This window comes from Enterococcus sp. DIV1208, from assembly GCF_050530455.1.
GTDB classification, from domain to species: domain Bacteria; phylum Bacillota; class Bacilli; order Lactobacillales; family Enterococcaceae; genus Enterococcus_B; species Enterococcus_B hirae.
Window position 1 is genome coordinate 1125829 of the sequence record NZ_CP172887.1, and the last position, 13198, is coordinate 1139026.

11 protein-coding genes and 1 pseudogene are annotated in these 13198 nt (G+C 38.4%); 10 read left to right on the plus strand and 2 right to left on the minus strand.

What is annotated here, in order from left to right:
• Positions 1-2 precede the first annotated feature (2 nt).
• The gene (locus IGK91_RS05225) at positions 3-1313 is read left to right on the plus strand and encodes a nucleobase:cation symporter-2 family protein (RefSeq protein ID WP_010737429.1); all 1311 of its coding nucleotides are present in this window, start codon (positions 3-5) and stop codon (positions 1311-1313) included.
• Positions 1314-1516: 203 nt separating this feature from the next.
• Here the strand turns inward: IGK91_RS05225 and IGK91_RS05230 are convergent, their stop codons facing one another.
• The gene (locus IGK91_RS05230; RefSeq protein ID WP_181934242.1) at positions 1517-2794 is read right to left on the minus strand and encodes a hypothetical protein; all 1278 of its coding nucleotides are present in this window, start codon (positions 2792-2794) and stop codon (positions 1517-1519) included.
• 381 nt (positions 2795-3175) lie between these two features.
• On the opposite strand from IGK91_RS05230, the pseudogene IGK91_RS05235 reads away from it, so the two are divergent.
• The 4 genes and pseudogenes from IGK91_RS05235 to purB all read left to right on the plus strand — a co-directional run.
• Positions 3176-4052, plus strand: a pseudogene (locus tag IGK91_RS05235) (transposase); the annotation flags it as partial.
• Between the two features lie 106 nt (positions 4053-4158).
• A complete protein-coding gene (gene purE, locus IGK91_RS05240; RefSeq protein WP_010719389.1) occupies positions 4159-4647 on the plus strand; it encodes a 5-(carboxyamino)imidazole ribonucleotide mutase in 489 nt (162 codons plus the stop codon).
• Positions 4640-5764 (plus strand): 5-(carboxyamino)imidazole ribonucleotide synthase, encoded by a 1125-nt coding sequence (gene purK, locus IGK91_RS05245; protein ID WP_181934243.1) that lies wholly within the window; start codon positions 4640-4642, stop codon positions 5762-5764. Before purE ends, purK begins: the two co-directional genes overlap by 8 nt.
• Before the next feature lie 13 nt (positions 5765-5777).
• Complete coding sequence (purB, locus tag IGK91_RS05250; protein WP_081129369.1) at positions 5778-7085, plus strand: adenylosuccinate lyase; 1308 nt, start codon at positions 5778-5780, stop codon at positions 7083-7085.
• 156 nt (positions 7086-7241) lie between these two features.
• On the opposite strand, the gene IGK91_RS05255 is transcribed toward purB, so the two are convergent.
• A complete protein-coding gene (locus IGK91_RS05255) occupies positions 7242-7619 on the minus strand; it encodes a hypothetical protein (protein WP_010737435.1) in 378 nt (125 codons plus the stop codon).
• Positions 7620-7881: 262 nt separating this feature from the next.
• Between IGK91_RS05255 and purC the strand changes: the two genes are divergently transcribed.
• Genes purC through purF form a run of 5 tightly spaced genes read left to right on the plus strand, consistent with a single transcriptional unit; the run spans position 7882 to position 13191 of the window.
• Positions 7882-8598 carry a phosphoribosylaminoimidazolesuccinocarboxamide synthase gene (gene purC, locus IGK91_RS05260; protein WP_034700365.1) on the plus strand — a complete coding sequence of 239 codons (717 nt, stop codon included), beginning with the start codon at positions 7882-7884 and terminating at the stop codon, positions 8596-8598.
• Between the two features lie 14 nt (positions 8599-8612).
• Positions 8613-8867 carry a phosphoribosylformylglycinamidine synthase subunit PurS gene (purS, locus tag IGK91_RS05265; protein WP_010737437.1) on the plus strand — a complete coding sequence of 85 codons (255 nt, stop codon included), beginning with the start codon at positions 8613-8615 and terminating at the stop codon, positions 8865-8867.
• Position 8868: 1 nt separating this feature from the next.
• The gene (gene purQ / locus IGK91_RS05270; protein ID WP_010737438.1) at positions 8869-9540 is read left to right on the plus strand and encodes a phosphoribosylformylglycinamidine synthase subunit PurQ; all 672 of its coding nucleotides are present in this window, start codon (positions 8869-8871) and stop codon (positions 9538-9540) included.
• Position 9541: 1 nt separating this feature from the next.
• Positions 9542-11764 carry a phosphoribosylformylglycinamidine synthase subunit PurL gene (purL, locus tag IGK91_RS05275; protein WP_010737439.1) on the plus strand — a complete coding sequence of 741 codons (2223 nt, stop codon included), beginning with the start codon at positions 9542-9544 and terminating at the stop codon, positions 11762-11764.
• The gene (gene purF / locus IGK91_RS05280; RefSeq protein WP_113803546.1) at positions 11749-13191 is read left to right on the plus strand and encodes an amidophosphoribosyltransferase; all 1443 of its coding nucleotides are present in this window, start codon (positions 11749-11751) and stop codon (positions 13189-13191) included. Before purL ends, purF begins: the two co-directional genes overlap by 16 nt.
• Positions 13192-13198: the final 7 nt, after the last annotated feature.

Below are 13198 nucleotides of genomic sequence, written 5' to 3' on the forward strand. Positions count from 1 at the left end.
AGGTGGAGAAAGAAACAAAAAATGGCCAAGCCGCAGTATTAGGTTTACAACATCTCTTAGCAATGTATGCTGGGGCAGTTGCTGTTCCTTTGCTGATCGGTACGGGACTAGGGTTTAATCAAGAGCAAATGACGTACTTGATCTCGATTGATATTTTTATGTGTGGCTTAGCAACATTATTACAATTGACGGTTAATCGTTTTTTTGGTATTGGGTTGCCAGTTGTTTTAGGTTGTGCCATTCAAGCAGTTGCACCACTGATCCTAATTGGGAGCGACCAAGGTGTTGGGGCAATTTATGGTTCGATTATCGCTTCTGGTATTTTTGTTGTTTTAGTGTCTGGATTTTTCTCAAAGATCAAACGATTATTTCCGCCGATCGTGACTGGGACGGTCATTACCGTGATTGGGTTGACGTTGATTCCAGTTGCAATCGAAAAAATGGGCGGTGGCGATTCATCTGCGACTAATTTTGGAAATCAAACCAATTTATTGCTAGCTTTCGTTACAATTGCACTGATCGTCGGAGTACAAATGTTAGCTAAAGGGTTTGTTCGCTCGATTGCTGTACTGATCGGTTTAGTTGGCGGGAGTATTTTAGCTGCTGTACTGGGAATGGTGGATTTAAGTGCGATTGGTCAAGCACCTGTTTTTCACGTGCCTCAACCTTTTTATTTTGGAAAACCAACTTTTGATGTCTGGTCGATCTTGTTGATGATCATTATTTCTATTGTGAGTATGGTAGAGTCAACAGGTGTTTACTTTGCGCTAGGGGATATCACTGGACAAAAAGTGGGCGAAGAAGAATTGAAAAAAGGCTATCGTGCCGAAGGTCTGGCGGTTATTTTAGGTGGGATTTTCAATACTTTCCCTTACACTGGTTTTTCTCAAAATGTTGGGCTAGTCCAACTTTCTGGTATCAAGACAAGAAAACCAATTTATTTCTCTGCAATTTTTTTGATTATTCTTGGATTATTTCCTAAAATAGGTGCTTTAGCACAAATCATTCCAGAGCCAGTTCTAGGTGGCGGTATGTTAGTCATGTTTGGGATGGTTGCTGTTCAAGGTATTCGGATGTTGATGGAAGTTGATTTTACGAATGACAAAAATCTCTTGATTACTGCTGTTTCGATTGGTTTTGGCTTAGGATTCAATATTATGCCGACTTTATTTAGCCAATTACCCCCAACAGTTCAAATGTTTACGGGGAATGGGATCGTCATGAGTAGCGTGACAGCGATCGTTTTGAATCTTGTTTTTAACGGGTTGAAAAAAGATGAAGAGATTATTGAAGAAGCATTAGCAAAAAAATAACTTGAATCGTCCTAAAAATGAGACTGAGACAAAAGTAACATCTTCGAAAAATAAGCAGGGATTGACCAAAAAGTTGAAAAGCAAATTTTGGAAATTCCTGCTTATTTCTTGACGCTAAATACCTTTGTCTCAACCTCGTTCTAGTTTATTTCTTTATGTATACGCTAAAATCAATATTCTATACTTATTATATGCTATTTATGCTATGCAAAAGAGGAACCCCGCTCTGATTTATCTGGTTGTTTACTTTTTTCAGGTTGTTTCCCTTGACTTACAATTTCACTTTGTTTTTCCTTCGCATTTTCTTTTAGATCAATAAATGTACTTTGACCCCTCATTGTTGCAAATTCCTTTTTTTGGTCAGCTAAATTTTGAACTATTTTTATTGAATTCTTAATTTTTTCCGAAAGTGTTTTATTCGAATTTTCTAAGTTTGTCAAATCATCCTTGAATTTGGGATCAATTTGTTGGGTTACTTGTGTATTTTTAGATAAATGATTCACCTCATTCATCAAAGTTTTGAGATTCGTTTTTAAAGCATTAAGCTCAGCCTGTTTTTCTTGACTTATGGATAACATTTTATCTATTGCTGCTTCACTCTCCATTATATATGATGCTTTATCTACAGATATCGTACTCAATTCTTTATTATAAGTTACTATATTTTGATCTTTTGTGTCTAATTTTTTCGTTAAATCTCTCTTCTCTCCTGTAAAATACACTATAATTTTATTGAAAAATGACGAATTATCTATTTCATTTATTTGATTTTTTATGTTCTTTCGGCTCTCTTTTTCATTACTTAATTTATCTTGGATTCTAGACTCTTTTTTATCTAGCAGGGACATTTTATGTTTATTATCTTTAACATACTGCACAGTGTTTGTGATTTCCTCAAATTGGTTTTCTTTGAGTTTTCCATTTTTATCAGGACTGTTAGTAGTTAAGTTATTGTATTTTGCTTCTAACTGGTTGTTTGACTTTTTAAAATTGTCCATATACACCTTAATTTTTTTATCATCAGGTTCTTCTCTTTGTTCTCTCAGTGCTTGTAACGTGCCCAAATTAGCCGCTGCTTGTTCTGTCTCTTTCGCTTTTTGCTGTCGTTGTACTTTGGGTTTATTTATGTTTTCCATATGATTGTATCTGTTTTTGGCATATTTAAGTTTTTCTGATATTTTTAATGCTTCATTGCCAAAAGGATCGGATATCCGAGCATGCTGCATTTCCAATTTATACACTTGTACTTTTGCTTCATCTATTTCTTTTGCGCTAAATGCTGATTGATCCTTTTCTTCTTGATGATGACTTTTCATATATTCCAAGCATTTATTTTCTTTTTCGTAGTTTTCTTTCGCCACTTTGCTCGCTGATGAATATTCATGTTTCACATTAAGGGCTTGTTTTGCTTTTTCAGTTATTTTTCTTTGACTGTTAATCTCATCTTTTGTAAAGTGAAACCCTTCATACCATTCTTTCATCTCTTCACTCCTCTATTTTTATTCATAGTTCAATCTTAACACGTTAAGATTATAGTTATATTCTAATAATTTCTTTTGTTAGGAAAAGATGAAAAACTACTCTTTTCTTCTACTTGTATAATGGATAATTACATAAATCTATACAAAGGATATGATAGTTCCCACGAAATTTATTGTTTCCATTTACAAAAACATACTAAGATTAGAGAGTGGGACAATAGTCAGAAAAAATCTGATTATTGTCCCATTTTTTTTTGATTTTAAGGCACACAAAAAGCACACAACCTTGTATGATTCAAGTGCTTAAACAAAAATCAAAGGAGTGTGCTTTATGTTTAAAAATAATACCATCAACCAAACAACTTTACCACTAGATGTAGAACATTTACTGATGCCGCCTTTATGCGGATGAAAGACGATTATATGCGAAATGGACAGCTCAAACCAGGTTATCATTTACAAATCACCACCGAAAATCAGTATGTTTTGAGCTATGAATTATTTCCGAATCCCACAGACACCAAAATATTGAAGCCATTTTTAGATAGTTTTTTAGACCAACATAAGGAGTTGCCGGAGTACATTGTGGCAGATGCAGGGTATGGTAGCGAAGAAATTTACATGTATATCAACGATGTTCTACATATAACTCCCTTGATTACCTATGGCAGTTATTACAAAGAAAATAAAAAGAAGGACAAGGAGAATCCGTTTAACGTGGAGAATTGGCGTTATCTTGAAGAACAAGACCCCGGCGAATCGTCCGGTACCGTTCAAAAATTATAGTCGCAGAAAAGAGAAAGGCGGCTTTATTCGAGATTTCAAAATCTATGAATGTGAGGATTGTCGGAACTGTCCAGTTCGTCGTCAATGTACGCGTGTGAAAAGTGAACAAAAGCGAAAAATTCAAGTAAATAATAATTGGCGCTATTTCAAAGCAGAATGCAGAAAAAAGCTTCTAGAGGAGAAAACTGGTTCGATTTATCGGAAACGAAAAATGGATGTCGAACCCGCATTCGGATATCTGAAGGCTCACTTGGCGTTCCATCGTTTCCATTTGCGTGGGAAACAAGGAGCAACGATAGATATTGGTTTGGCACTGATGGCATTAAATTTAAGGAAATAAGGAAAATATATGGAGAGGAAAGTGCGCATAACAGAAAAAATAAGTTCGATTTTGACAATAAACATCAAAATCGAACTTATTTTCTTTTTGAGAAAGAACGATTGTCTCACTCTCGTTTTTTTGCTGATATAAATACCGAACATTAAAGCTGAAAATCTTTATAATATTCGAAAATTCTTTGACATCAAAAAAATCGATTGCTAAAATATGAATGTGAAAGTAGAGAAAGGAGAAATGTATGACAATCAAGGTTGCGGTAATTATGGGGAGTACATCTGATTGGGAAACGATGAAAAATACTTGCGAGATTCTAGAAGAGTTTGAGGTGGCTTATGAAAAGAAAGTCGTCTCTGCGCATCGTACACCTGATTTGATGTTTCAGTATGCCAAAGAAGCACGAGCAAGGGGAATCAAAGTAATCATTGCTGGAGCAGGTGGAGCCGCTCATCTGCCAGGAATGGTGGCTTCTCAAACAACCTTACCAGTAATTGGCGTTCCGGTACAAACACGAACATTGAACGGATTAGATTCGCTATTATCTATTGTCCAGATGCCTGGTGGTGTTCCTGTGGCAACGACGGCGATTGGAAAAGCGGGGGCAATTAACGCTGGACTACTTGCGGTTGAGATGCTTTCAATGTATGATTTAAAGTTGGAGGCTAAGTTAGCGAAAAGACGGTTAATGTTAGCTGAAACTGTGATAGAAAGTAGTGATCAACTTGGTTAAACCTTTGTTGCCTGGATCAACGATCGGAATTGTCGGTGGCGGACAATTAGGACTGATGATGGCGATCAGTGCAAAAGAAATGGGCTTTAAAGTCGGGGTTCTTGATCCTGTAACGAATTGTCCAGCAGCTCAAGTAGCTGATTGGTATATTCAAGGAACATACGATGATACTTTTGCATTGGAAGAACTTGCTAGACAAACAGATGTTATCACGTATGAATTTGAAAACGTCAGTGTGGAAGCATTAAATGCCATTTCCTCTATGTCGTTTATTCCTCAAGGAACTGATTTATTAGCGATCACCCAAGATCGTCTTTTAGAAAAATCTTTTTTAGAAACGAATAATATCGTTATTGCCCCTTATGCGACAATTGTAAGTCCAACCGATATTCAAGATGCCATTGATGGTATTGGTTATCCTTGTGTGTTGAAAACGACACGAGGTGGATATGACGGCAAGGGACAATACGTCTTGAAAAGTCGGGCAGACCTTGCGCCAGCAATGGATTTACTAAGGGAAGGGACCTGTGTATTGGAAGCATGGATTCCCTTTGAAAAAGAAATCTCGATCTTAGTTGCTGGAAACGGACAAGGGGATTATAGTACATTTCCAGTGGTCGAAAATATCCACCGTAACAACATTTTACATGAAACGATTGCACCAGCAGCAATCGCTGATGAGGTTGTTGAAGAAGCAGAGCGGATTGCTCGAGTCATCGCTGAAGGAATGAGCTTATCTGGCGTACTTTGCATTGAAATGTTTTTAACAAAAACTGGTGGTTTATATGTGAATGAATTAGCACCACGACCTCACAACTCGGGACATTACTCCATTGAAGCATGCTCGATGAGTCAATTTGATGCCCATATTCGGGGAATATGTGGTTGGCCATTAAGTAAAAAAGTCCGTTTATTGAGTGAGGCAGTGATGGTCAATGTATTGGGCGAGCAGTTATTAGAAAGCTATCATTTGATCGATAAAAAACCAGATTGGCAATTTCATTTTTATGGGAAAGCACAAGCGAAAAAGGGTCGTAAAATGGGGCATATTACTATCGTAACTGAAGACATTCAACAAACTTTGGATGAAATAAAGAAAACCAATATTTGGGATTAAAGGAGAAAAATTGATGTTAGAACGTTATACACGACCTGAAATGGGCAATATCTGGACAGAACAAAACAAATACCAAGCTTGGCTGGAGGTAGAAATTTTAGCTGACGAAGCATGGACAGAATTAGGAGAAATTCCTAAAGAAGATGTCAAAAAAATTCGTGAACATGCATCTTTTGATATTGAACGTATTTTGGAAATTGAAAAGGAAACACGTCACGACGTTGTTGCCTTTACTCGAGCAGTTTCTGAAACATTAGGCGAAGAACGTAAGTGGGTCCACTACGGCTTAACGAGTACTGATGTCGTGGATACAGCTTATGGCTATCAAATCAAACAAGCAAATGATCTTTTACGAGATGATTTGAAACGTTTTACGGCAATTATTGGTGAAAAAGCTAAAGAACATAAGTACACAGTGATGATGGGAAGAACGCATGGCGTTCATGCTGAACCAACGACATTTGGCTTGAAATTAGCTACTTGGTATTCAGAAATGAAACGAAATATTGAACGTTTTGAGCATGCAGCCAAAGGTGTTGAAGCAGGTAAGATATCAGGAGCGGTAGGAACATTTGCGAACATTCCGCCATTTATTGAAGAATATGTGTGTGAAAAATTAGGGATTCGTCCGCAAGAGATATCTACGCAAGTGCTCCCACGTGATCTCCACGCAGAGTACTTTGCGACTATGGCATTGATTGCTACCAGCATCGAACGTTTTGCAACAGAAATCCGTGGTTTGCAAAAATCAGAAACGAGAGAAGTAGAAGAGTTCTTCGCTAAAGGACAAAAAGGGTCTTCAGCAATGCCTCATAAACGAAACCCAATCGGTTCAGAAAACATGGCTGGACTTGCTCGAGTGATTCGTGGTCATATGGTCACAGCCTATGAAAATGTTTCGTTGTGGCATGAAAGAGATATCTCTCATTCGTCAGCAGAACGAATCATTTTACCTGATACAACAATTTTATTGGACTATATGTTGAATCGTTTTGGAAATATCGTAAAAAATCTGACGGTCTTTCCTGAGAATATGAAACGTAACATGGAAGCTACTTTTGGCTTGATCTATAGTCAACGTGTGATGTTGAAACTGATTGACAAAGGTATGACAAGAGAAGAAGCTTACGACTTGGTTCAACCTAAAACAGCTTATGCATGGGATCATCAAGTTCAATTTAGACCTTTACTTGAAGAGGATCCAACGGTTACTTCTGTTTTAACAAAAGAAGAGATCGATGACGCATTTGACTACCATCATCACCTGAAAAATGTGGATGTGATCTTTGACCGTGTTGGTTTAGGAGAAAAAGACAAATAATCAAAATGAGTGGCTTGCTTCGGATTGCTAGAAGCAGCCACTCTTTTACTGAAATGTAATAAAAAAGAACCTTGACACAAATAACTCAACTGGTCGGGGTTCTTTTTAGCTATTTTGATTCATTTCATGATGTTGCTTGATAATAGCATGAGAAAACTATCCGTAAAGGGCTTGAGCGGAATAGTTAAAATGTTTAGTATGAAGCAAACTCAATAATTCTTCGATAAAAGTATAATCAAATTCTTGCTGATCATAAGTGACTTGGATACGATAATGATTTTTGAATAATTTTTGTTCGTGTATCTGACTGATCACGAGTTGATGTTCAGAAAATGTTTGATATTCAAATGTGCGCTTTCGACACTCAGTATGGCGCTTTGCCGCACGACGGATTTTTCTGAAGGTATAAAAACTCGTATCTTTATTACATAAGTAGACATCTTTGATAGACAACAGGTCATTATATAAACGTGACGTTTCCTCGGGCGATAAATCCATTAAAAAACATTGGGCACAAACTGCGGCCTCTTCCATTTCGCTACCTCCTTGAATTCCTTGAATAAATATCCAGAATCATTCTAATCCTACTATAGCATCAATTATTATAGGTGTAAACGCTTATTATTTTTCCAGGGAAGAATTTTTTTGATTAAACACGAACATTAGACAATTTTAATGCTATAAATGTACATGTTTTTATTGAACAGGATAAAAACACTTGTTAAAATTTAAAGTGAAAAGACGAACAAAAAAATAATATTTGTTGTGATCGTCAAGAATTTAAGGAGATGTCGAAATGGAACAGAAAGATTTGCTGTATGAAGGAAAAGCCAAAAAAATGTACCATACTTCAGATGAACAGGTGATTTGGGTGGAATACTTGGACCAAGCTACCGCTTTAAATGGCTTGATGAAAGACCAAGTAAATGGAAAAGGGGAACTGAACAATCAAATCACAAGTAAAGTCTTCCATTATTTATCCGAACAAGGGATTGCCAATCACTTTATTCAACAAATCGGAAAAGACGAACAATTAGTGAAAAAATTAAATATTCTTCCCTTAGAAGTGGTAGTCAGAAATAGTGCAGCTGGTAGTTTTTCAAAACGGTTGGCAATTCCTGAAGGACAAAAATTACCCACACCAATTGTCGAATTTTATTACAAAGACGATCAATTAGATGATCCATTTATCAATGATGAACATGTGCTGTTTTTACAAATTGCAGATGAAGCTGAAATTACTGAATTAAAGACACAGGCTAGAAAAATCAATCATTTGTTAATCCAACTATTTGAGAAAATCGATTTACAGTTAATTGATTTCAAACTGGAATTTGGGAAAACAGCTACGGGCGAAATCGTATTAGGAGATGAAATTTCGCCTGACACTTGTCGATTATGGGATCTGAAAACAAACGAACACATGGACAAAGATGTTTATCGACGAAAAATTGGGGAGATTGTCCCAGTATATCAAGAAGTTTTGACACGTTTAACACAAGTTGGTTTATGAGAGGGGAAAATGAAATGTATTTTGTAAAAGTTTATGTCACCTATAAAGATTCTGTATTAGATCCTCAAGGAGAAGCAGTGAAAAATGCGGTCCATCGTTTGGGATATGAAACTGTTGAAGATATCCGAATCGGTAAATATTTTGAGATCCAAGTTTCAGCAGAAGCTAGCGCAGTAGAGGAAACGATTGAAGGAATTTGTGACAAACTATTAGCTAACGTCAACATGGAAACGTATCGTTATGAAATCGAACAATTGGAGGGAATCTAGCATGAAATTTGCCGTGATTGTCTTTCCTGGTTCGAACTGTGATGCGGATATGCTGTGGGCAATTCGTGACATTGTGGGAGTAGAAGCTGAGTATGTTCGTTACGATGAAACCTCTCTACAAGGCTATGACGGCGTATTGCTCCCTGGTGGTTTTTCTTATGGCGATTACTTACGCTGTGGAGCTATTGCGCGTTTTTCAGCTATCATGAAAGAAGTTGTTCGTTTTGCGGAGGAAGGAAAACCAGTCTTTGGTACATGTAATGGGTTTCAAATCCTTACAGAAGCGGGTCTTCTTCCAGGCGTGTTAAGAAAAAATGATTCTTTGCGCTTCATTTGCAAAACTGTTCCTTTGAAAGTTAACAACCAGACAGCCTTTACTTCGGAGTATGAAACCGATGAGATCATTCAGCTGCCTGTCGCTCATGGCGAAGGAAATTATTTTTGCGATGATCAAACGTTGCAAGAGTTAAAAGCCAATAATCAAATCGTTTTTACTTACGCTGAGAATATCAATGGTAGTGTCGCAAATATTGCAGGGATCACCAATAAAGCAGGAAATGTGTTGGGAATGATGCCTCATCCAGAACGGGCAATGGAGGCGTTACTAGGATCAGAAGACGGAAAACGATTTTTTGCATCGATGTTAAAAAATTTTGGAAAGGTGACTGTCTAAGATGAAAACACGGAATGAACCAAGTCCCTTAGAGATCAAAGAAAAGAAAATTTATGCTGAATGGGGATTGACAGATGAAGAATATCGAATGATCGAAGAAGATATATTGGGGAGAATGCCTAACTACACCGAAACAGGTTTGTTTTCAGTCATGTGGAGTGAACATTGTTCTTACAAAAATTCTAAACCGATTTTACGAAAATTCCCAACAAGTGGACCGCATGTTCTTCAAGGTCCAGGAGAAGGAGCTGGTATCGTGGATATCGGTGATGGTCAAGCAGTTGTGTTTAAAGCGGAAAGTCATAATCACCCTTCAGCAGTAGAACCTTATGAAGGAGCGGCAACCGGTGTTGGTGGGATCATCCGTGATATTTTCAGTATGGGTGCACGTCCGATTGCTTTACTTGACTCCTTACGTTTTGGCGAGTTAGACCAACCACGAACCAAGTACTTATTGGAAGAAGTAGTCGCAGGGATTTCTGGGTATGGTAATTGTATCGGAATACCGACGGTTGGAGGAGAAGTAGCGTTTGATCCTTGTTATGAAGGGAATCCGTTAGTTAATGCCATGTGTGTAGGATTGATCGATCACAAAGACATTCAAAAAGGGCAAGCTTCTGGTGTGGGTAATTCGATCATGTATGTCGGTGCGAAAACAGGACGCGACGGCATTCACGGTGCGACTTTTGCTTCAGAAGAGTTCAGTCAAGAAGAAGAACAGCAACGTTCCGCAGTTCAAGTAGGCGATCCTTTTATGGAAAAACTATTACTTGAAGCTTGCTTAGAATTGATCCTGGAACATGCGGACATTTTAGTAGGGATCCAAGACATGGGCGCTGCTGGATTGGTTTCTTCAAGTTCGGAAATGGCATCAAAAGCTGGATCTGGTTTGATTTTGACATTAGACGATGTGCCACAACGAGAAACAAATATGACTCCTTACGAAATGATGCTTTCAGAATCACAGGAACGAATGTTGATTTGTGTAAAAGCTGGGGCAGAGGAAAGAGTCAAAGAATTGTTTAAAAAATATGATTTGGATGCTGTTACGATTGGAGAAGTCACCGATGATGGCTTGTATCGCTTGTACCATCATGGGGAAGAAGTGGCTAACTTACCAGTTGATGCCTTAGCCGAAGATGCACCTGTTTATGAAAAGGCAGTGCAAGAACCCGCTCGAATCGAAAAATTTAAACAGTTAGGGCAATATCAACCAATCATTGAAGATGCGAATCAATTATTGCTAGATTTATTGAAACAACCGACAATAGCTTCAAAACATGCGATTTATGAAACCTATGATTCTCAAGTACAAACCAATACAGTAGTTTCCCCTGGAAGTGATGCTGCCGTATTGCGTATTCGTGGAACTGAAAAAGCAATTGCTATGACGACTGACTGTAATGCCCGCTACCTTTACTTAAACCCCGAGATAGGTGGCCAAATTGCTGTTGCAGAGGCTGCCAGAAACATTGTAGCTAGTGGCGGACGTCCATTGGCGATCACAGACTGCTTGAATTATGGTTCTCCTGATAAGCCAGAAGTATTTTGGGAACTGGTCAAATCAGCAGACGGGATTGCCAAAGCATGTGAAGTCTTTGCGACACCTGTGATCTCCGGGAATGTTTCTTTATACAATGAAACGGATGGCAAAGCGATTTATCCTACCCCGATGATCGGCATGGTCGGATTGATCAAAGACCACCAACACATCACCACTCAATCTTTCAAAATGGCGGATGATTTGATTTATCTTGTTGGTGAAACTTATGACGATTTCAATGGTAGTGAATTGCAAAAAATGCAATTAGGAAAAATTGAAGGGGACATCGAGCATTTTGATCTATTGACGGAACAACAAAACCAAGAAAGTCTACTGGCGGCTATTCAAGCAGGAGTGGTAACCAGTGCGCATGATTGTTCGGAAGGCGGTTTGGCTGTGGCGTTGGCTGAAGCAGCTTTTGGTACCCAATTGGGATTAGATGTCACAGTAAATCTGACGACAGCACAACTTTTTTCAGAGACACAATCAAGATTTGTGGTCACCATCCTTCCAGAAGATCGTGAGGAATTTGAACGTTTGATGGGCGAAAAAGCAAGTTGTATCGGTAAAGTGACTGAGTCAAGTAATATCGTGATCCAAGCAAGTGATGGGGAAATCCATCTAGCTGTTACAACAGCTAAAAAATGCTGGGAGGACGCAATCGAATGTCTTATGAAGTAAAAAGTTTAAATGAAGAATGTGGGGTGTTTGGTGTCTGGGGACATCAAGAAGCATCTAGCGTAACGTATTTTGGGCTTCATAGTCTTCAGCACCGTGGTCAAGAAGGTGCTGGGATCGTTTCAAATGATCAAGGGAAACTAGTAGGACACCGGGATCTAGGTTTACTCTCAGAAGTTTTCAAAGATCAAAGAAAGCTAGCTGCACTCTCTGGACAAGCAGCGATTGGACATGTGCGTTATGCTACAGCAGGTAATGGTAGTGTGGACAATATCCAACCCTTTTTATTTAAATTTTATGACCAGTCAATCGGTCTAGCTCACAATGGTAATCTTACGAATGCCCGTTCGTTGAGAACGTCGTTAGAAAAAGACGGTGCGATTTTCCATTCCAATTCAGATACAGAGATTTTGATGCATTTGATTCGTCGAAGTAAAAAAACAACATTGCTCGATCGTTTAAAAGAAGCATTAAATGAAGTGAAAGGCGGATTTGCCTATTTGCTTTTAACAGAAGATGCCATGATCGCCGCTCTTGATCCGAATGGTTTTCGACCTTTGGCAATCGGTCAAATGAAAAATGGTGCATATGTGATTGCTTCTGAAACTTGTGCACTGGAAGTCATCGGTGCGCGGTTTATTCGAGATGTTCGTCCAGGGGAAGTAGTGATCATTGATGACTCAGGCTACACGATCGATACTTATACGACCGAAACCCAGTTAGCGATTTGTCCCATGGAATATATCTACTTTGCACGACCAGATTCAAATATCGCTGGTGTCAATGTACACACTGCTCGTAAAAATATGGGGAGAAATTTAGCACAGGAAGCGCCAATTGATGCTGACATGGTTGTAGGTGTTCCAAATTCTTCGCTATCAGCAGCCAGTGGCTATGCCGAAGCTAGTGGCATCCCTTATGAGATTGGACTAGTAAAAAATCAATACATTGCCAGAACCTTTATTCAACCTACACCAGCGTTAAGGGAACAGGGTGTCAGGATGAAACTTTCGGCTGTCAGAGGAGTTGTTAAAGGCAAACGAATCGTGATGGTGGATGATTCGATCGTTAGAGGAACAACGAGCCGGCGAATCGTACGTCTATTAAAAGAAGCAGGAGCAAAAGAGGTTCATGTACGAATTGCTTCACCACCGTTAAAATATCCTTGTTTTTACGGCATCGATATTCAAACGAGAAAAGAACTAATTGCAGCGAATCATAGTATCGAAGAAATCAGACAATGTATCGAAGCAGATTCATTGGAATTTTTGAGTGAGGATGGATTGATCCAAGCAATCGGATTAAAAGAAGCAGCTCCTTATTCTGGGTTATGTATGGCTTATTTTAATGGTGATTATCCGACGCCTTTATACGACTATGAAGAAAAATACCGTGAATCATTGAAAGAAAAAGTATCTTTTTTTCAATAAAGGAGGA